The sequence below is a fragment of the Arthrobacter ramosus genome (assembly GCF_039535095.1).
Taxonomy (GTDB): domain Bacteria; phylum Actinomycetota; class Actinomycetes; order Actinomycetales; family Micrococcaceae; genus Arthrobacter; species Arthrobacter ramosus.
In genome coordinates this window covers 3,083,229-3,103,184 of the sequence record NZ_BAAAWN010000001.1, presented here as the reverse complement: position 1 = coordinate 3,103,184, position 19,956 = coordinate 3,083,229, and the positions used below count along the sequence as shown (strand labels likewise).

19 protein-coding genes are annotated in these 19,956 nt (G+C 62.6%); 12 read left to right on the top strand and 7 right to left on the bottom strand.

All coding sequences use genetic code 11. The features are described 5' to 3' along the window. Positions 1-267: 267 nt before the first annotated feature. The 3 genes from ABD742_RS14380 to ABD742_RS14370 form a co-directional block, all read right to left on the bottom strand. Positions 268-669, bottom strand: coding sequence for a hypothetical protein (locus ABD742_RS14380; protein WP_234753773.1), 402 nt, complete (start codon positions 667-669; stop codon positions 268-270). Positions 670-704: 35 nt separating this feature from the next. Next, positions 705-2,015 carry a S1 family peptidase gene (locus ABD742_RS14375; protein WP_234753775.1) on the bottom strand — a complete coding sequence of 437 codons (1,311 nt, stop codon included), beginning with the start codon at positions 2,013-2,015 and terminating at the stop codon, positions 705-707. Positions 2,016-2,365: 350 nt separating this feature from the next. After that, positions 2,366-2,947 carry an RNA polymerase sigma factor gene (locus ABD742_RS14370; protein WP_344788309.1) on the bottom strand — a complete coding sequence of 194 codons (582 nt, stop codon included), beginning with the start codon at positions 2,945-2,947 and terminating at the stop codon, positions 2,366-2,368. A gap of 127 nt (positions 2,948-3,074) precedes the next feature. Between ABD742_RS14370 and ABD742_RS14365 the strand changes: the two genes are divergently transcribed. The 4 genes from ABD742_RS14365 to ABD742_RS14350 all read left to right on the top strand — a co-directional run bounded on the left by ABD742_RS14365 (position 3,075) and on the right by ABD742_RS14350 (position 6,038). Continuing rightward, a complete protein-coding gene (locus tag ABD742_RS14365; RefSeq protein WP_234753777.1) occupies positions 3,075-3,257 on the top strand; it encodes a hypothetical protein in 183 nt (60 codons plus the stop codon). Between the two features lie 695 nt (positions 3,258-3,952). After that, entirely contained in the window at positions 3,953-4,120 is a 168-nt protein-coding gene (locus tag ABD742_RS14360) for a hypothetical protein (protein ID WP_234753779.1), read from the top strand. Positions 4,121-4,927: 807 nt separating this feature from the next. Continuing rightward, the gene (locus ABD742_RS14355; protein WP_344788303.1) at positions 4,928-5,221 is read left to right on the top strand and encodes a hypothetical protein; all 294 of its coding nucleotides are present in this window, start codon (positions 4,928-4,930) and stop codon (positions 5,219-5,221) included. A gap of 466 nt (positions 5,222-5,687) precedes the next feature. Next, positions 5,688-6,038 carry a zinc ribbon domain-containing protein YjdM gene (locus tag ABD742_RS14350; protein ID WP_234753784.1) on the top strand — a complete coding sequence of 117 codons (351 nt, stop codon included), beginning with the start codon at positions 5,688-5,690 and terminating at the stop codon, positions 6,036-6,038. A gap of 13 nt (positions 6,039-6,051) precedes the next feature. Here the strand turns inward: ABD742_RS14350 and ABD742_RS14345 are convergent, their stop codons facing one another. After that, positions 6,052-6,498, bottom strand: coding sequence for a MarR family winged helix-turn-helix transcriptional regulator (locus ABD742_RS14345; protein WP_234753785.1), 447 nt, complete (start codon positions 6,496-6,498; stop codon positions 6,052-6,054). Between the two features lie 67 nt (positions 6,499-6,565). Here ABD742_RS14345 and ABD742_RS14340 point away from each other — a divergent pair, with 67 nt between their 5' ends. Then, complete coding sequence (locus ABD742_RS14340; RefSeq protein WP_234753888.1) at positions 6,566-7,894, top strand: MFS transporter; 1,329 nt, start codon at positions 6,566-6,568, stop codon at positions 7,892-7,894. Positions 7,895-7,916: 22 nt separating this feature from the next. On the opposite strand, the gene ABD742_RS14335 is transcribed toward ABD742_RS14340, so the two are convergent. After that, positions 7,917-8,816, bottom strand: coding sequence for a DNA-formamidopyrimidine glycosylase family protein (locus tag ABD742_RS14335; protein ID WP_234753787.1), 900 nt, complete (start codon positions 8,814-8,816; stop codon positions 7,917-7,919). 163 nt (positions 8,817-8,979) lie between these two features. Here ABD742_RS14335 and gcvH point away from each other — a divergent pair, with 163 nt between their 5' ends. From gcvH to ABD742_RS14310, 5 genes are all read left to right on the top strand, one after another. Beyond that, a complete protein-coding gene (gene gcvH / locus ABD742_RS14330; RefSeq protein ID WP_234753789.1) occupies positions 8,980-9,366 on the top strand; it encodes a glycine cleavage system protein GcvH in 387 nt (128 codons plus the stop codon). A 141-nt stretch (positions 9,367-9,507) separates the two neighbouring features. Then, complete coding sequence (locus ABD742_RS14325) at positions 9,508-9,987, top strand: FHA domain-containing protein (RefSeq protein WP_234753790.1); 480 nt, start codon at positions 9,508-9,510, stop codon at positions 9,985-9,987. Positions 9,988-10,007: 20 nt separating this feature from the next. Then, the gene (ftsR, locus tag ABD742_RS14320; protein ID WP_234753791.1) at positions 10,008-10,724 is read left to right on the top strand and encodes a transcriptional regulator FtsR; all 717 of its coding nucleotides are present in this window, start codon (positions 10,008-10,010) and stop codon (positions 10,722-10,724) included. Further along, positions 10,724-11,227 (top strand): bifunctional nuclease family protein, encoded by a 504-nt coding sequence (locus tag ABD742_RS14315; protein ID WP_234753890.1) that lies wholly within the window; start codon positions 10,724-10,726, stop codon positions 11,225-11,227. The genes ftsR and ABD742_RS14315 overlap by 1 nt, the downstream gene beginning before the upstream one ends. Before the next feature lie 243 nt (positions 11,228-11,470). Continuing rightward, on the top strand, positions 11,471-12,064 hold the full coding sequence (locus tag ABD742_RS14310; RefSeq protein ID WP_234753792.1) for a MerR family transcriptional regulator: 594 nt from the start codon (positions 11,471-11,473) through the stop codon (positions 12,062-12,064). Between the two features lie 116 nt (positions 12,065-12,180). Here the strand turns inward: ABD742_RS14310 and ABD742_RS14305 are convergent, their stop codons facing one another. After that, a complete protein-coding gene (locus ABD742_RS14305) occupies positions 12,181-12,999 on the bottom strand; it encodes a ParA family protein (protein ID WP_234753793.1) in 819 nt (272 codons plus the stop codon). A gap of 314 nt (positions 13,000-13,313) precedes the next feature. On the opposite strand from ABD742_RS14305, the gene ABD742_RS14300 reads away from it, so the two are divergent. Beyond that, positions 13,314-16,709: a pyruvate carboxylase gene (locus ABD742_RS14300; RefSeq protein ID WP_234753795.1), complete on the top strand. Its 3,396-nt coding sequence runs from the start codon at positions 13,314-13,316 to the stop codon at positions 16,707-16,709. A gap of 99 nt (positions 16,710-16,808) precedes the next feature. Here the strand turns inward: ABD742_RS14300 and ABD742_RS14295 are convergent, their stop codons facing one another. Beyond that, positions 16,809-18,620: an AMP-dependent synthetase/ligase gene (locus ABD742_RS14295; protein ID WP_234753797.1), complete on the bottom strand. Its 1,812-nt coding sequence runs from the start codon at positions 18,618-18,620 to the stop codon at positions 16,809-16,811. 207 nt (positions 18,621-18,827) lie between these two features. Here ABD742_RS14295 and ABD742_RS14290 point away from each other — a divergent pair, with 207 nt between their 5' ends. Further along, on the top strand, positions 18,828-19,943 hold the full coding sequence (locus ABD742_RS14290) for an ROK family glucokinase (protein ID WP_234753799.1): 1,116 nt from the start codon (positions 18,828-18,830) through the stop codon (positions 19,941-19,943). The last annotated feature ends 13 nt before the right edge of the window (positions 19,944-19,956 follow it).

Here is a 19,956-nt window from a genome sequence, read left to right as displayed (position 1 = left end):
TGGATCGTGGCCGTCTTGTAGAGCCGATTCGGCCGAAGACGCAGATCCGCTGATCTGTGTCTCGTGACGCTCGTGTTGATCGGGGACGGTTCCCAATTCGCCACCGAACAGCTAACGACTGCCAGCTTATTGAGGGAGCCTTGAGGTGGTGAACTGGTCGCTATTTGCGATCAAAGCACTGGGACTTCTGGGGCCTAACGGCTGGGTTCCGTGTCGTATAGGTTTCCTTGTTTTCGCGAACCAAGACCGACTGCGCCCGGTTGAGGCTTACCCCCGAATCACCTTGACATCATACTGTTCGTAAAGGTCGGTGAAGGTGATGTGTGCGGTCTCCGGGATCGTCTTGCCGACCTTCTCCGGGCCGAAGACGTGCGTGGTGGCTGCGATGTCGGTTGTGCAGGGCGATCTCGTGGAGAGGTCGAATGTCACTGAGGCGGACCCGTCTTTCACGGTAAACGATGTCGCTGTGGGTGGGCAGCTTGAACTTCCCCAGGTCACGATCTCAATGCTGCCATTACCCGGGGCGAATGCCACAGGTGCGCCGCTGAGCGTGACTTCGACGCCCGGCGGCGCACCGGCATGGCGCGAGTCGGCAGCGCCAGCCGAGGAACAGGAGGTTAATGTGACGACCACAATCATTATCATCGAGACAACGTTGATCCTGGTCATGACCGCTTGACGCAATTCCTCACCTCTCTCCAGAGCTAAGACGTTGTGTACACCAGACTATGCGTATACTGCGCGTTCGCCCATCGGCTGAGAGGTGCCATGCCCATGTTGGCAGAGCACTCCCGGGCTGATGTCGACGGGTCGCCGGTGCAGTTACTGCTCGTGTTGGACATCATCGAGATCACGCCGACCCCGTATGCCCCGACCGTGTTGTCAGACGACCTCAGTGCGAAGATCGCGACCGGGCCTCCACTGTCGCCGTTACCTGCCGCGGGGATGCCTGAACTCTGCGTGGACCAGCGGGTCCAGTAGCACTGGAGGAAGGCGACGCAGCTGAACGCGTCGGAGTTTTCCAGCACGTTGGAGCACACTGGCCCTGAACGGGAGCCGTTGTAGCAAACGCTATTGCCACCCACCGGGGCGAGGTATCCGCGAATCGGCGCGACGGTCGTGTTGTCGGTGTACGAGCCTGCGAACATCCATGCCGACAAGGGACCCGAGTTGGTGAACAGCTCAAGGTCGGTGTCGCCGGCCGCTTGGAACGTCGAAGATCCGATCGTGACGCTGCCGGTTCCCCACTGCCATGATTCCTTTGTAGCGGAGGTGCAGTGGTCAGCGGTGAGCATGTTCGGCTGATTGTCCTGGTTGCGAACGACCGGATACCCTGAGCTACATGATCCCGGCGGACCCTGCGTGTACCCGCCTGAGATGATTGGCTCGCTGTTGCGCAGTCTTGTGGCCACCTCGGGTCTAGCTGCCTTCTCGTACGTCACCGGCACCCCGGATATCGCGTCCGGCGGGGGAAGGCTACGCCGCAATGCCCTGTCTTTCACCTCGACGCCGACAGTGATCGATGAACCGTCGGGGGCTGGGGTTCCCGAGACGAATCTCGCGCCGCTTGGCAAGGCATTGCTGTCGGCGGCAAGCGACTCGATCACCTTCTCGAGTTCGGCAATCGGTCGTTGAGCGGCGATGATCTCCCATCGTTGTTCCGAACCAAGCGCCTCTGCGATGCGCGCTTCAAGCCCGCGGGTGTCCCCAAAAACGTAGAAGGAGACGACGTCCCGATCCGGGTCCCAAGTGACAGTGTTGATGGCTCGGTGATCATCAGCCGTGACGAGGTCCGTGATCGCGATATTGGTGTCGATATCGAGCTGACGCTGACTCCAGTTCGTCATGTCTTCAGCTGTCAGGGGCCTTCCCCACCCGGGCATCTCCTCGTCGACCGCCAGGCTGTGGAGCAATCCATCGGCGCTGCTTGAGGTTGCAGACACTGCGCCGCCCGGTGTCACGGCCAAGACCGTAACCAACGCAATACCAAGGCTGACGCTCGCTATTCTCCTCATGTCACACCGTCCTGACGGTCATTGGGGCGCTTCGGGCCTGCGGCGGGCTCCTCCGTAAGCGTGTGTCGAGTTTGTCGAGAGCGACGATAGCAGCTACTTTCGTGTCGCAGATGAGGACACTCATGTGATTCTCCTTCCAGGAACTGTCCGTGTCTTGAACATGAGCCGGCGACGTCCGCATTGGACATCGAGAGATCACGAAAAGATCACAATTCGAGCTGACAGCCCTGACTCAATGATCAGAAGCGCGTCGCTTCCGGCGCAAAGCCGCTGCAGGCGCCCTCAAAGGTTGCATCAGATGCGGGTGGGGGGGTAGAGCCCCGTTCATCGATGGTGAGGCAGGCCCGGCTTCAGGCCGGGCCCGGTCTCGGTGAGCGATACGCAAAGTTTGCCTGTGCGAAGAATTCGAGGTCGACGACCTCAGGGAACAGGCCCTGGACCGCGACAGCAAACACCGTGCTGCCTGTGAGCAACATGTCGCGCAGTCTGGCCCGCGCACGAAGGAGGCGCTTGCTGAAGGCGGAAACGGAGAGGCCCATCTCGTTCGCCCCTTCCGCATGCGTCAGACCGCGGACATAAACCAGACCGAGGACCGCTTGATCCGTATGAGACAGCCGCGCTACTGCCTCGTCGACCTCCGGCACATGCTCGGTTTCCTGCAGCTTCATCAGCACGGCCTTTTCGCGGTGTGCACGACGAGACGCTCGAGCACGACGATGCTCTTCGAGAAGAATGTTCTTCACGGCACAGAAAAGCCATGCCCTTGTAACCGCTCGATATGGACGCGCGAGCGCACGTGCGAAGGCCTCCGCAACGACATCCGACGGGTCAACGCCGAGGGGCACTCGCCGTCGGGCATATGACAGGAGATCGGTCTGGCTCTCGCGGAACAAGCATGCAACGTTATCAACGTTGTTTTGCTCACTCGCCACGATGACCCCCGTGTGTCGGTCCGTCTCACTGTAGCGGAACAGGCTCAAAATCGGTACGGACTCGAAACGAGGAGGCACTCCACTGACACGCAAACCGACGATATGCGGTCAAACCCGGTAGGCCGACGTGACAAGGTCAGTCACGCTGTTCCCCGGCGTCGATGGCACCGCCCTTCGCGACCTTCTGAAGGAGCTACCAACGGACATCGCGGACAGCTTTCGCACGATGTGGACTAACGACGTGACCGCCTCCTTCAGGGTGCGGACCATCGCCGTTGCTGGCGGGGGAACCTCCGGTCTGTCGAGCTGACCTTCGGTAGTTCCAACGACCCCACTCTTAGCGTGGCCTCGCCCGCCGCCGCGTTGACACGCCAAACCGCGACGGTCGTGTCACTGATCAGCCTTCCCGGGGCCGCGTCGCTCACGTCCGACCGTGAGAGCGAGGTGAGTCTGACAGTGACCGCGGAGGTGACAGATCGCGACCTCGCCTCGTTCGCTGCACCCTTGAAGACACTCTCGACTGTTGGGCAGCGTGTCTGCAGATATGTGTGAGGACGACGGCTCGATCTGCTTTACTGCAGCCAACCGGAGTGATTCGAGGCGGTAGGGGCCTGGGCGAAAATGCACGAGGCGGCGTTCGTGGATGCTTGGAACGAGCGTCCTTAGTAGCGCTCAAGGTTGAATCAGGCGGAGCGGTTCCTGTCCTCTGCCTCTCAGCGGAATCGCTCCTGTCAGCCCGACTGCAAGGTACGGATAGCGAAGTCCCGGAACCTAAGGGTTTCCGGGACTTTCGCGTTTGAGCGTCGGTGTGACCTCGCCGTCCTGACCTTGTTTGAAGGGCAAGAGCCTTGAAACGACATGACTCGCCGTGTCGAAATCGATTTCGCAAACCAAAGAAGGTCAGGACGGCGCACGCGTCTGCCCGCGCGCGATTCTGCTGGATCATCGGCTTTGGCAAGTCCCGGCGCCCCGGAATCACAGGGGTGAGCACCTTTGGCGAGTGAAATGATCCAGCAGAATCCGGTGCTGTCCGAGGAAGGCGCACTCATTTCCAAGGCCATTGGCACAGACCCCAACAGAAGCAGGATTTCGGCCATACCCATCGAGGCAACGCGTTCAAGCCCCGGCTACTCCAACACGGGTTCGGCCCTCTCCTGTACCGATTTTTCGTGAAAAGTACTCATTTTGAGGTGTTTGAGCACTCAATTTGCAGCATGGGACCGCCTGATGGGCAATTCCACGGGTTGCCGGGCTCGCTTTGGCTGCGACGGTGGCCCCTCTTGCGGTAGCGGTCCCAGCCCAGGCAGCTCCACCACCTCCTGGCTACCCGTCGTACCAAGTGCTGGCAAACGGCACGAGTAGCGGAATTTTGCTGCCGCTGCGTAGAGGTATGTATGACGCTGACACCGACCGAGGCTTCGGCTTTGACAAGGCCTATTCGAAGCACGGAATCAAGAGTGTCGCGGCCGTCAAATTCGTGATGAACGGGCCCGGAACCTGGCAAGGAACCGATTGGACCACCACAGCTTATGGAACAAAATCCGTTGCGGATCCTACTGCTATGTTGAGAGTTCAGTCCAACTCAGATCCGTTGCAAGTAAGGATTACCAGTCCTCGTACTATGGCCAATGGGTTGGAGGTACTCTCGGCTTGAAGACCGCTTACTGTCTTGGTTCCACTGTTTGTCCCTGGTGGGTGACTGGAGCACTCGATGGGACTCTCAACAGATCGGCAGCCTCAGGGGCTGATTCGACCGCGGGCTCGTCCCCCTCCCTCACCTCGGACCAGATGTTTATTAGCTACAAGCTGATCAAAGCCGGGACCAAAATTAACAAGGAGGACTTTGATGAGCAGCAGAGGAGTTTCAAAAGCCTCAATGCGACGGCATCAAGCAAGTGACCCTCGGGCGTCACGGATTCGCAGGCACCGATGAATACTGCGGACGCTTGGGCACGAGCATTTGAGGAAGGCTTCAAGCTTGTGGACGAAAGCATTATTGGCCGTGTCAGATACAGGCACGCTGCATCCATTGATGCCACCCGAATCGCAGTCGTCTACGACGATTGGCGAAGTGCGCTGGCTGGTCGGGTTTATGACCTGCGCCTCCTCGAAGAGCTGGACTTCGACCGGCGTCAGCCAATTCAAACCGCCATGGGCATCGTGCTTGGAGAGCTGGTTGAACCAACGGATGAAGGAAGAGAACGAGACAGCACGGTTCTGAAGCCGATTAACGCAAAGTACCCGGGAATCCACTGGTTCCGGAGCGTTCCATAGAGAAGCATCAGTTCGGCCCCGTCATTCGGCGGATGCCTACGAAAAGGATCAGCGTCAGGTAGATCCAGATAGAAGAGAAGACGCTCAGCCCGGCCTGTTGGCTTGCCGCTAAGTGCAAGGGTTCGGCGAACAGCGTCGACGCTGCACGCGCTGCCAGTCCAGGTAGAGCACACATAGTCATCAGCGCGATGAACTTGAGCGAGCGAAGATATATGCTGACGACCAGCCATCCTAGGGCGAGGCCCCACAGCGGTAATTGCACGGTTCACGCACCAACTTTCTATTTCTTGGGCATTGGCAATATATGGCCGACATTTGCCGTCTCAGTGGTCAAACCCAAGAATTAAGTGGTCTGCAGTTCCCATCTACGTGTTCAATTCCGCGAGATCTCGGGGTTCCTGCCGGGCGTCTCAGTGTGCCCGGGTCGCCGTCTCCGTGTTTGACCGCCCCCATCTATCATTGGACGGTGAGCGATACACTTCCCCCTTGCCCCGAATGCGCCAGCGAATACACCTACGAGATGGGTGCCTTGCTGGTCTGCCCCGAGTGCGCGCACGAATGGTCGCCCACGGCTTCTGACGAAGCGGAAGCCGAGTCGACGGACATCAAGGACGCTGTGGGCAATGTGCTCGCAGACGGGGACACGGTCACCGTGATCAAGGACCTCAAGGTCAAAGGGAGCGCCACGGCAATCAAGGTCGGAACCAAGGTCCGCAACATCCGCCTCGTGAACGGCGTGGGGGATCACGATATCGACTGCAAGGTGGACGGATTCGGACCCATGCAGCTCAAGTCAAGCGTGGTCAAGAAGGTCTGACGCGCGAACGCGCTCAGGCCCCCTGCAACGCCCCCAACGCCTTCACGAGGGGCTCAAGCTCCGGCACCGATTCTGCGGCCGTCAGGGACTCCGCGAGGGTTTCGTCGTGTACCGGCCGGGCCGCCAGCAACAGTTTCTGGCCCGCTTCGGTAAGCTCCGTGTAAATCCCGCGCCGGTCGTCGGCGCACAGGATCCTGGTCAGCAGCGCGCGGTCTTCAAGCCGGTTCACCAAACGCGTTGTGGCGCTGCTGGACAGTGCTGTTGCCCTGGCGAGCTGCTGCATCCGCATGTGCCATCCGTCCTGCCGGCTCAGGGCGTCAAGCACCGTGTACTCGACCACCGAAAGATCCGCGGCCGTGTGCAACGCCTTCTCCAGTGCTGCCTCGATGTTGCCGTGCAGCGCCGCGAGAGTCCGCCACCCCTGCGCTCGCACCTCAACGGCGTCGTCTTTGATGCCCATGTCTACCGAAACTCCTGCCGATCGATGAAGAAACCAGACGCACGAAAGTAGTTGCTTGCGCAATTACATGGCGTATGCAACTATATATGCAGCGTCTGCAACTAATATTCTACGGTTCTCGGCGACGCACTTCCAGTCTCACGGGAATCCATCCCCACAAAGGAGCAACAACATGCCCGCAGGGTTGATCGCCCTCGCCCTCGGCGGATTCGGTATTGGCTTGACCGAGTTCGTCATCATGGGCCTCTTACCCGAGATTGCCACCGACTTCGGAGTCAGCGAAGCAGCCGCCGGCTGGTTCATCACCGGCTATGCGCTGAGCGTCGTTGTCGGCGCACTCCTGGTTACAGCGGCCGTCACACGCTTGCCCCGCAAGCCTGTGCTGATCGGGCTCCTCGTCCTGTTCATTGCGGGTAACTTCCTCTCTGCCGTCGCGGACAGTTACCCGGCCATGCTGTTCGGTCGCATTGTGGCCGCCCTCTGTCACGGAGCCTTCTTCGGTATCGGCTCAGTGGTCGCGGCCGGCCTGGTCCCGGCCCACAAAAAGGCCGGAGCCATTGCCATCATGTTCACGGGCCTCACCGCCGCCAACGTGCTGGGTGTTCCCTTCGGTACCTTCCTTGGCCAGAACCTCGGCTGGCGGTCCACCTTCTGGGCCATCACCATCATCGGCGTTGTCGCCCTCGTCGGCATCGCCCTCATGGTCCCGCGCACCAAGGAAGGGGCCGTCGCCAGCAGCCTCCGCAGCGAGCTTGGAGCTTTCAAGTCCACTCAGGTGTGGCTGTCGATCATCGTCACAATTCTCGGCTTTGGCGGCATGTTCGGCGCCTTCACCTACATCGCCTTCACCTTGACCGACGTCTCAGGATTCGATCCCCATGCCGTCCCTTGGCTCCTCGTCCTGTTTGGCGCCGGACTGTTCGTCGGCAATATCGCCGGCGGCAAAGCGGCCGATAAATCCATCGACAAAACCCTCGTGGTCATCCTCGCGGGCCTGGTGCTGGTGCTCGTGTTCTTCGCGCTCACCGCCGCGAGCCCGGTGGCAACCCTGTTCTCGCTCGCACTCATGGGCGGCTTCGGCTTCGCTACCGTCCCCGGTCTGCAGATGCGCGTCATGCACTTTGCGACCACCGCGCCCACCCTCGCCTCCGGAGCGAATATCGGCGCCTTCAACCTGGGGAACGCCCTGGGCGCCTGGCTGGGCGGCGTCACCATCACCATGGGCCTGGGTTACACCTCGCCTATCTGGGCCGGGGCCGCCATCACTGTCGCGGCCCTGATCGTCATGATCGCCGCCGCGGCAGCGGCCCGGCGTGGGGGAGCGGCGCAGTCTGCTTCCGCTCCGGAAGCAGCCCCCGACGTCGTACGCGAACCTGAGGAGTCGCCGGTCGCCTAGGCGAAACGCGGGTTTCTTCGAATCAGTCGTCGCTCGAACCGCGTCTGGCCAGGATCTCGCCGTTGGTCTGGCACGTTGGGCAGTACTGCAGCGAAGTCCCCACGAACGCAACCTCCCGCACGGTGTCCCCGCAGACGGGACAAGGCTCGCCGGTCCTGCCGTGCACGCGCATCGAGGCTTTTTTGGCCGGCTTCAGCTCGCTCGGTTTCTTGCCCGAGAACTCCTGGACGGCTCCATTGAGAATGTCCTGCATCGAAGTGAAGATGCGCTCCACTGCGTCCGGGCCCAACGAAGAAGCGGGGGCGACGGGAGACAGTTTGGCTGCGTGGAGGATTTCGTCGCTGTAGGCGTTCCCGATACCCGCCATGAGCTTCTGGTTCTTCAGGATTCCCTTGATCTGCTGCCGGTGCGTGAAAAACCGGCTGAACTCGTCCAGGCCGAAGGCGGGGTCAAGGGGATCCGGCCCAAGCTCCGCAATGCCATGGACGTCCTCCGGCTCGCGAACGATGAAGATGGCCAATCCCTTCCACGTTCCGACGTCGGTAAGGGTGATGCCGAAATCGCTGCCATTGTTCGAAAAGCCCAATTGCGCGGCGAAGTATCCGCCCGCCGCAGTTGCGTCGTTTCCGGGCTGTTTATCCGAGAACGTGAGCCAGCCGGCCTTCGCGAAATTGACGATCAAATACAGGGGCTCTGCTGAGTCTTCGCCCTCGCGTGCTTCAGCGGCAGGAGCGATCTCGAAAACGAGGAATTTTCCCCGCCGGCCGACGGACTCGACCGTCCGCCCGATCAGCGATTCATGGGGAACATCCGCTACTTTCAGGGCGAACGCCGATGGCAGCAGTAACTGTGTGAGCTGCGCCCCGGATAGCTGCTCGTCCAGAAAATCGGTCAAGGCAGTGATTTCGGGCAGTTCCGGCATGAGCGCGCTCCTTTGACGGCATTGCAGGACTATGCGGCTCGAGTCTGCTTCCAATCATTCCAGACACCTGTGGGGAGGGGGCTTGGATGTGCTTATACTTTCAGCGGTGGCCGGATGACCGGGCCGCCGTCGTGGTCCGAAATGTCCCGATGAAAGGCGACTCATGAGCAACATTCCTGCCGATCTTTCCTACACCGCCGAACATGAATGGGTGAGTGCCCCGAATGCAGACGGCGTCGTGCGCGTCGGCATCACGGACTTCGCCCAGGATGCACTCGGCGATGTCGTCTACGCCCAGCTGCCCGAGCCCGGCACCACCGTGAAGGGCAACGACGTCGTAGGTGAAGTCGAGTCCACGAAGAGCGTGAGCGACATCTACGCCCCCGTCAGCGGCGAAATTGTCTCCCGCAACGACGCTCTCGACACCGACTCTGCCCTGATCAACTCGGATCCCTACGGTGACGGCTGGCTGTTCGAAGTAAAGCTTTCGGAAGCTGACGCCATCGAGACCCTTCTCAGTGCATCAGAGTACGAACAACAGGTAGGCTAAATGGTATCTGGCCCGCCAAGTCGGTTCTCCCCGGAACAGGGGAGCGGCGGCGGCGGGCCAGCGACCTGTTTGGCCCGGGGGAACCGGGCAGTTGCGTAACCGGCAGTTGATGACAACTGCCGGTGGATGAGGAGGATTTCCATGGTTGGCGGCAAGCGGAACCACGCCCGGGACGAGCACGGTGCTGTAGAACAGCCAACCTCGGAGACCACCTCAATCCAGCTCACGCCAGTGCGCCACCACGAGCCGGATGCCCGCCCGCCGCTGGCAGCCGAAGAGCGCGCCGCGGTCCAGGCATTGCCTCCCGGCTCGGCCTTGCTGATTGCCCACACCGGCCCCAATGCGGGTGCACGGTTTCTCCTGGACTCGGACACCACCACCGCTGGCCGCCACCCGGATGCGGACATCTTCCTGGATGATGTGACGGTTTCGCGCAAGCACGTGGAATTCGTGCGCACCCCCGAGGGCTTCGAAGTGGTGGACACCGGAAGCCTCAATGGCACCTACGTCAACCAGGACCGGGTGGACAACGTCCTGCTCAAGAACGGCAGCGAGGTCCAGATCGGGAAGTTCCGCCTCACCTACTACCTGAGCCCTGCCCGCGCAGCAGGCCAAGACTGATTCCGGGTACGCCTGTGGCAATGCCCCAGCCGGAACGGCGAGGACCGCAGGTCCTCAACATCGGGGAGGTCCTCGCCCAACTCAGCGACGACTTTCCCACCATGACGGCGTCGAAGATCCGTTTTCTTGAGGAAAAGGGACTGATCAATCCGAAGCGCACGCCTGCCGGATACCGGCAATACGCCGAAAGCGACGTCGAGCGCCTGCGCTTCGTGCTGGCCCTCCAGCGTGACCAGTACCTGCCCCTCAAGGTCATCAAGGATTACCTTGACGCGATCGACCGTGGCGAGCGTCCCGAAAACCTTCCGCCGGGGGTGTCGGTTTCCCCTCGGATTGTCTCGGACGAACTTGCGGCTGAGCTGCAGGGCCGCGCACGTGCCCTGAGCGAGGAACAGTTGCGGACGGAATCCGGGGCCAGCGTCCCGCTATTGCAGTCCCTCCTCAGTTTCGGACTCATCAGCCATGTCAACGGCAAATTCGACGAACATGCCCTGCAAGTGGCGCGTGCCTGTGTCCAACTTGAAAGCCACGGACTTGAGCCGCGGCACCTCCGTCCGTTCCAAGCGGCGGCCGAGCGCGAATTCGGCTTGGTGGAGCGGGTGGTCGCTCCTTTGACCTCCCGCAAGGATGCGGCATCGCAATCCCGGGCCGCGGAAGCCGCCCGGGAAATCAGTGAACTCTGCCTCAGCCTGCATCGAGCCTTGGTGCAGGACCGTATCTCCCGTATGGACGCATGATGATTGAGGTCGAGATCGTTGGAGTGCGGATTGAACTGCCTTCGAACCAGCCTCTGGTCCTCCTGCGGGAGATGCACGGGGAACGCCATGTCCCCATCTGGATCGGCACACCCGAAGCCAGTGCCATCGCCCTGGCCCAGCAAGGAGTGGTGCCGCCCCGGCCCATGACCCACGATCTGATGATCGACGTCGTTGAGGCACTCGGCCACACCATCATCAGCGTGAACATTGTGGCGGTCGAGGACAACATCTTCTACGGTCAGCTCCAGTTCGACGACGGCACGGTGGTGAGTTCCCGCGCTTCCGACGCGCTGGCGCTAGCTTTGCGGGCGAAATGCCGCATCTGGTGTGCCGACGCCGTCATGGATGAAGCCGGCGTCCGGATCACTGAACACGACGAGGGCGAAGACACCGAGCCGGGCCCCGAAGTTGACGAAGAACGGGAATTGCGCCGATTCCGGGAGTTCCTGGACGACGTGGAGCCAGAGGATTTCGAAGGCTGAAGGCAGCCTAAGGTTAAAGTTGAGGGTGAAAGTTTCGACACGATCTGAAAATGCCCCGGACGTCTTTGACCTGAGGCTCCCGCACGCCTAACGTCGAAGATATCAAGTTCCCGTTGCGTACAGGACCCGCGCAAGTCACACTGAAAGGTGCGGCCGCGTTGAAATTACACGAGTGCATTTTCCCGTTTCGTGTTAGCCGCCGTATGCACCATCCCCAAGGGAACTTCTGACAAGGAGGGTCACGTGAGTCCCAAAGGCGAAGCAGGCGAGCTAAAGCAGGCCTCGACAGGCGTTGCTGTACCCGCAAGCGGTGCCCAGGGTCTGCTTTTCACCGAGGACCTTCCGGTCCTGGACGAAGATGCCGGCTACCGTGGTCCCACCGCGTGCAAGGCGGCAGGGATCACCTACCGTCAGCTGGACTACTGGGCACGTACAGGACTTGTTGAACCCGCTGTGCGAGGCGCCGCCGGTTCCGGATCGCAGCGGCTCTATGGCTTCCGGGACATCCTGGTTCTCAAAGTCGTCAAGCGACTCCTGGACACAGGTGTGTCCCTCCAGCAGATCCGCACGGCCGTTGAACATTTGCGGGAACGCGGAGTGGAGGACCTGGCGCAAATCACGCTCATGAGCGATGGCGCGAGTGTCTATGAATGTACTTCCGCGGACGAAGTCATTGACCTGGTGCAGGGTGGCCAGGGCGTTTTCGGCATCGCCGTAGGCCGCGTATGGCGCGAAGTCGAGGGCAGCCTTGCTGCGCTGCCGAGCGAGCACGTTATAGAACAGTCCTTTCCGGACGACGAACTCAGCAAGCGCCGTTCCGCGCGCCGCACAGGCTGAACCGCCGTCGGGATCGCCGCGAGCCGCCACTGAAGACCAATGAAGCCGCCTTCCAACAGGAAGGCGGCTTCATCGCCTTTCTCGAAGTTCGATAGCTGCTGCTTTGCAGACTCCCGTCAGCGCTTGCGGCGTTCCCGCGTGCCGTTGTTCGAGGACAACATGTTCTCCAGAAGCGAGTCAAACAGCTTGGCGGTGTTCTTGGCGGAGTCGCCAGGCCAGTGATGCACGGCATGGGCGGCCCCCTGGATTTGCTGCCAGTTCGCCTGTTCAGGAATATGCGGTGCCAGCAAAAGCTCGCCGAACATCGATTCCATCTCTGCAAGCCGGAACGTGTGCTCGGACGAGGCGGGCCGGACCCGGTTGGCAACGATCCCCGCAGGAGCCAGCTGCGGAGCGAACTCCTGGCGGAACAGCTGGATGGCGCGCATGGTGCGTTCCGTGCCGGCTACCGAGAAGAGCCCTGGTTCGGCGACAAGGACCACGCGGTCACTTGCGCTCCAAGCCATGCGGGTGAGGCCGTTGAGGGACGGCGGACAGTCGACGAGTACCAGCTCGTACTTTTCGGCAGGTGCAAGGACCGCAGACAGGCGGCGGAGATCGCGGCGCCCAAGATCCGGCCGATCGTAGATTCCGGTGTAGGCGGACCCGACGGCCACATCAAGGGCCGTCCCTCCGCCATTGCCGCGGGGGTGGTCAACCCAGCCGCTGCTGACCACGTTGTCCAAGAGCCTCGCCTTGCGGGGGTTCTTCAGCATGCGGCCGATGTCGAGCTGGTCGCCGGCCTGGACGCCGAGGGCCGTGGTGGCGTCGGCGTGGGGATCCAGGTCCACGACAAGGGTGGGGATCCCTGCGGCCAGTGCGGCCGAGGCCAACCCAGTGGTTACGGATGTCTTGCCCACGCCGCCTTTGAGGCTGCTGATGCTGACTACTTGCACTTGAAAACCCAAAACCTAACGCCGGTTGCCGTGTCGCGGTGCTTGTTGTTCCGGCGTTGCCGGAACCGGGGCTCTGCCGCTGCCCTTCAACATCATATGTTGAGTGGCCGCGGATTCCTGCCTTATCGGCCCTGAACGGTTTGGGCCGCCTGTTACTCGATCGTCTTTTAGCACGTGAAACTGCACCGTGCGCGAAGGTACACTGCTCGTGACGAATCCCCATGTGACTGTCACCACAAAGATTTGTGTTTGGGTATGGAGGTCTTACACACTGTGACCACCGACCGTTACACCCGCAATGATGCAGGAGAAGCATGTTTTCCAAGATTCTGGTGGCTAATCGCGGCGAAATCGCGATCAGGGCCTTCCGCGCTAGCTATGAACTGGGCGCCAAGACCGTAGCGGTCTTCCCGTATGAGGATCGCAACTCGATCCACCGGCAGAAGGCTGATGAAGCCTACCTGATCGGAGAGGAAGGTCATCCGGTCCGTGCCTACCTGGACGTAGACGAAATCGTCCGGGTCGCCAAAGAAGCGGGTGCTGACGCAATCTACCCGGGCTACGGATTCCTGTCCGAAAACCCGGACCTCGCCCGGGCGGCCAAAGAGGCAGGCATCACGTTTATCGGGCCGCCGGCGGAGGTGCTGGAGCTCGCCGGCAACAAGGTCGCCGCACTCGAGGCTGCCCGCAAGGCCGGCGTACCGGTTCTGAAGTCCAGTGCGCCGTCCCGCGACATCGATGAGCTCATTGCCGCAGCGGACGAGGTCGGATTCCCGATCTTCGCCAAGGCCGTCGCTGGTGGCGGTGGCCGCGGCATGCGCCGGGTGGAGACCCGCGAGGACCTTCCGGAAGCCCTCCGGGCGGCCATGCGCGAAGCGGACGCTGCGTTCGGCGATCCCACCATGTTCCTGGAGCAGGCCGTCTTGCGTCCCCGCCACATCGAGGTCCAGATCCTGGCCGATGGCGAGGGCAATGTCATGCACCTCTTCGAGCGCGACTGCTCCCTGCAGCGCCGCCACCAGAAGGTCGTGGAAATCGCTCCGGCCCCCAACCTGGACGAGTCCATCCGCCAGGCCCTTTACCGGGATGCCGTGGCCTTCGCGAAGGCCCTGAACTACGTCAACGCCGGAACGGTCGAGTTCCTGGTGGACACCGAGGGCGAGCGGGCCGGCCAGCATGTCTTCATCGAGATGAACCCGCGCATCCAGGTTGAGCACACGGTCACTGAGGAAATCACGGACGTGGACCTCGTCCAGGCACAGATGCGCATCGCATCGGGGGAGACCCTCGCAGACCTCGGCTTGAGCCAGGAGACGGTATCCATCAAGGGTGCCGCCCTGCAGTGCCGCATCACCACGGAAGATCCCGCCAACGGCTTCCGGCCCGACGTCGGAAAGATCACCGGCTACCGTTCCGCGGGTGGCGCCGGCGTCCGTCTTGACGGCGGCACGGTCTACTCGGGTGCCGAGATCAGCCCCCACTTCGACTCCATGCTGGTCAAGCTGACCTGCCGCGGACGCGACTACCCGGCTGCAGTGGCCCGTGCCCGGCGCGGCCTGGCCGAGTTCCGGATCCGCGGCGTGTCCACCAACATCCCCTTCCTCCAGGCCGTCCTTGCCGACCCCGACTTCATTGCCGGCAACGTGGCGACCGACTTCATCGACAAGCGCCCCGAACTGCTGAAGTCCCACGTCTCCGCGGACCGTGGAACCAAACTGCTGACCTGGTTGGCCGATGTGACGGTCAACAAGCCCAACGGCGAACTCAAAGTCCACACGGACCCCGCAGCCAAGCTCCCGTCGATTGCAGGGATCGTCGCACCGGCCGGCTCGCGCCAGAAGCTGCAGGAATTGGGACCCGAAGGATTTGCGAAGGCGCTGCGCGAGCAGCAGGCCGTGGCCGTCACGGACACCACCTTCCGCGATGCCCACCAGTCGCTCCTTGCAACCCGTGTCCGTACCCGCGACCTCGTCGCGGCCGGCCCCGCGGTCTCCGCGCTGTTGCCCGAACTGCTCTCGGTCGAAGCCTGGGGCGGTGCCACCTACGACGTCGCCCTGCGCTTCCTCGGCGAGGATCCTTGGGACCGTCTGGCCGCCCTGCGCAAGGCCCTGCCCAATGTCTGCCTGCAGATGCTGCTCCGTGGCCGCAACACGGTCGGGTACACGCCCTACCCCGAGGAAGTCACCGAGGCGTTCGTCAACGAGGCCGCGGCAACGGGCATCGACATCTTCCGCATCTTCGACGCCCTCAACGACGTCAACCAGATGGCTCCGGCCATCCGCGCTGTGCGGGCCACAGGCACCGCGGTAGCGGAGGTGGCACTCTGCTACACCGGCGATCTCCTCGACCCGAACGAGAACCTGTACACCCTCGACTACTACCTGGACCTCGCCCAGAAGATCGTCGACGCCGGTGCGCACATCCTGGCCATCAAGGACATGGCGGGCCTGCTTCGTCCGGCAGCCGCAGCCAAGCTTGTCAGCGCCTTGCGTGAACGCTTCGACCTTCCGGTCCACCTGCACACGCACGACACCGCAGGCGGCCAACTGGCAACCCTGCTGGCAGCCGTGGACGCCGGCGTCGACGCCGTCGACGTCGCGTCCGCGTCCCTGGCCGGTACAACGAGCCAGCCGTCGGCGTCGGCCCTTGTGGCCGCCTTGGCCCATACCCCGCGCGACACCGGGCTCAGCCTGGCCAGCGTCAGCTCACTGGAGCCCTACTGGGAAGCGGTCCGCAGGGTCTACGCGCCGTTCGAGTCCGGGCTTCCCGGTCCCACAGGCCGGGTCTACCAGCACGAAATCCCGGGTGGCCAGCTGTCCAACCTGCGCCAGCAGGCCATCGCGCTGGGCCTTGGCGAGCGTTTCGAGGCCATTGAGGACATGTACACCGCCGCGGACCGTATCTTGGGCCGGCTGGTCAAGGTGACGCCGTCGTCCAAGGTGGTGGGCGATCTCGCGCTGCACCTCGTGGGAATCCATGCAGATCCTGCGGACTTCAACGAGAACCCGCAGAACTACGACATCCCGGACTCCGTCATCGGCTTCCTGTCGGGTGAATTGGGAGATCCTCCCGGAGGATGGCCGGAGCCGTTCCGCACCAAGGCGCTTCAGGGCCGCAGCATCAAGGTCCGCGACGTCGAGCTGAGCGCCGAAGACAGTGCAGCGCTCAAGGGCGATTCCAAGTCCCGCCAGAGGACCCTGAACCGGCTGCTGTTCGAGGGCCCGACCAAGGACTACCTCAAGAGCGTGGACACTTACGGCAATCTGTCGGTGCTTGACACCCGCGACTACCTGTACGGTCTCCAGCTCGGCGCCGAACACGTCATGGAGCTCGAAAAGGGCGTGCGCCTGATCGCCTCCTTGGAGGCAGTCTCGGAGCCCGACGAAAAGGGCATGCGCACTGTCATGTGCAAGCTCAACGGCCAGTCCCGCCCCGTGGTGGTTCGTGACAAGTCGGTAGTCAGCAACGTGAAGGCTGCGGAGAAGGCGGATGCGTCCCAGCCCGGCCAGGTCGCAGCGCCGTTCGCCGGTGCCGTGACCCTGACCGTCAAGGCAGGCGACGCCGTGAAGGCCGGCGACACTGTTGCCACCATTGAGGCGATGAAGATGGAAGCATCCATCACGACGCCGGTGGCCGGCACGGTCTCGCGCCTCGCCATCAACAACGTGGAGCAGGTCCAGGGCGGCGATCTGTTGATCGTGGTCGAATAGCGGCTAGCTCCTCCGTGGAGCACGCATGAAGGAAGGTCCCGGGCTGTCAAGCCCGGGACCTTCCTTCTTTGGTTTCCTAAAGCGTCGGGGTGAGGCGGGTCAGGACGCCTTGGGCGCCGAGTACATTTCCTCGATCACTGCATTGAAGTCCTTCATGACCTGGGCGCGCTTGACCTTCAACGACGGGGTGAGGTGGCCGGAAGCCTCGGTGAAGTCGGCCGGCACAATCCGGAACGACTTGATCGCCTCCGCATGGGATACGGACTGGTTTGCGTGGCTGATCAATTCCTGGACGGCTGCCCGGACGACGGCGTTGTCCGCGGCATCCGTCGTCGTAGTGGACGCAGGAAGGCCGTGGCGCTCGAGCCAGCCCGGGAGGGCTTCCTCGTCGAGTGTGACCAGTGCGCCGATGAAGGGCCGGTTGTCGCCGATGACAAGGACTTGGGACACCAGGGCGTCTGCACGGATCTGGTCCTCCAGCAGGGCAGGCACGACGTTCTTGCCGCTGGCCGTGACGATGATTTCCTTCTTGCGGCCGGTGATCTTGAGGAAACCCTGTTCGTCCAGTTCGCCGATGTCACCTGTGCGGAACCACCCGTCGACGAAGGTTTCCGCGGCGAGGTCATCCCGCTTGAAGTAGCCCCTCATGACGCAGACGCCCTTGGCGAGGATTTCCCCGTCGTCGGCGATCTTGACCGCATTGCCCGGGAGCGGGGCCCCCACCGTGCCGATCTTGATCAGTGACGGTGTGTTGACTGAAATGGGTGCCGTGGTCTCTGTAAGGCCGTAACCTTCGAGGATCTGCAAGCCGATGCCGTGGAAGAAGTGGCCCAGCCTCTCGCCGAGGGGGCCGCCACCGGAGACGGCGTGGCTGACGTGGCCACCCATCGCAGCGCGAAGCTTCCCGTACACCAAACGGTCGAATACAGCGTGCTTGAGCCTCAGCACCAACCCGACGGATCCCGACTGCTGCGCCCTCGAGTAGGCGATTGCGGTGTCCACGGCCTTGTGGAAGATGGCACCCTTGCCACCGTCCTCCGCCTTCGTGAGGGCCGAGTTGAAGACCTTCTCGAAGACGCGCGGAACAGCCAGGATGAAGGACGGTTGGAAGCTTTGCAGGTCCGCCAACAGGTTCTTGATATCCGGCGTGTGTGCCACTTGGGCGCCGGCTGCGACGGCCAGGACGGAGATGAAACGGGCAAAGACGTGGGCCAGAGGAAGGAACATGATGGTCTTGGCGTTTTGGTTGACGACATCACCGAGGGAAGCCAAGGCGTTCTCCGAGAGTTCCACGAAGTTGCCGTGCGTGAGTTCACAACCCTTGGGGCGCCCCGTGGTGCCGGAGGTGTAGATGATCGTGGCGACGTCGGCTAGTTCCGCGCTGCTGCGGCGCGCCTCGAGTTCCTCGTCGCTGACACCGCTGCCGGCACTGCGAAGGGCGTCAAGGCCGCCGCCTTCAAGCTGCCAGACATGGGCGACCGAGCCGAGGCCTTCGGCGGTGACCGCTTCGCGGATGACGTCCTCGTGGTGCGAAGTCTCGGCGAATGCCGCGACTGCGCCGGAGTCGCCGAGGTTCCAGGCCACTTGCGACGGAGATGACGTTTCGTAGATCGGCACGGAAATGCCGCCTGCAAACCAGACGGCGAAGTCCACGAGGGACCATTCGTAGCGGGTCCTGGACATGATGCCCACCCGGTCGCCCACACCAACGCCGTTGGCGATCAGGCCTTTGGCCAGAGCCGATACGTCCTTGAGGAAGTCCTTTGCCCGGATGTCCTGCCATTGGCCGGCGCTGTTGAGCTTGGCAAACAGTGCCGGGTTGGATGGCTTGGCGGCCTGACGGACCACGAGGTCCGTGATGTTGGTTTCGGGGGCAACATTCACCAGGGGCGGAACACTGAATTCACGCACGATAGCTCCTTCGATATCAACAGACCATTGCGGGGCTGCTCTAACTCTATACGGCCAGGTAATGGGTGTGGCGCAATTCACCTTACTCAAGTTACTGATGAGTAACTTTACGTGAAGCGTGGGATTCCGCCAATGCAGGCGTGCGGGCGCTCCGTCCGCAGGTCCTGCATGTCAGTACATATGCGGCACTCGGAATAGGATGGCGACATGCCACTGAATTCATCCAACGACCAGAACCCGGCAAGAGTTCGGAAGATTTCCTGGTCCGGTTCGGCGTCAACCGGCCGGCGCCCCGGCTCCACGCACGGCGGCCTGCGCTGGGAGTCGGTGCCATGGGCCGCGCGCCGTTCCCATCTCGGCCGCAGGGGGCTGGCGATCGGGATCGACATCGGCGGCACGAAGGTGGCAGCGGGGGTTGTGGATCCCTCGGGCCGTGTGGTCGAGGAAGCGCGGCGCTCCACGCCGGGCAATGACGCCCGGGCAGTAGAGCGGGTGATCGTCGAGCTTGTCCAGGAATTGGGCAGAAGCCACCGGATTGCCTCCGTGGGGATCGGCGCCGCCGGTTGGATGGACCTCGACGGCGGTACGGTGCTGTTCAGCCCGCATCTTGCCTGGCGTAATGAGCCGCTGCGCGAAAACCTGCAGAGCCTGCTGAGGCGCCCGGTACTCGTCACCAACGATGCCGACGCTGCTGCCTGGGCTGAATGGCGCTTCGGCGCTGGTCTTGGGGAGAGCCGCCTCGTCTGCATCACGCTCGGCACCGGCATCGGTGGTGCCATGGTCATGGACGGACGGGTGGAGCGTGGTCGTTTCGGCGTAGCGGGGGAGTTCGGCCACCAGATCGTGGTGCCCGGCGGGCATCGCTGCGAATGCGGCAACCGCGGCTGCTGGGAGCAATATGCTTCCGGCAACGCGCTCGGTAGGGAAGCCCGGGAGCTGGCTCTGCGGAATTCACCGGTTGCCTACGAACTGCTCAAGGCGGCCGGAGGCTCGGCAGAGAACATCACGGGCGTTACCGTGACGGAGCGGGCAAAAGCCGGAGATTCCGCTTCGAGGGAGCTCCTGGAAGAAGTGGGGCACTGGCTCGGGCTTGGCCTGGCGAACCTGGCGGCTGCGCTCGACCCAGGGACGTTTGTTATCGGCGGCGGGCTATGCGATGCCGGTGAGCTTCTTGTGGGCCCTGCGCGGACAGCGTTCACCCGGAACCTCACCGGCCGCGGTTTCCGTCCCGCGGCAGCCATCAAGCTTGCCGCGCTGGGACCGAGGGCGGGGATGATCGGTGCTGCCGACCTGTCCAGGGTCAGCGGCAGGGCACGCGGCTAGTACGGGCTCCGCC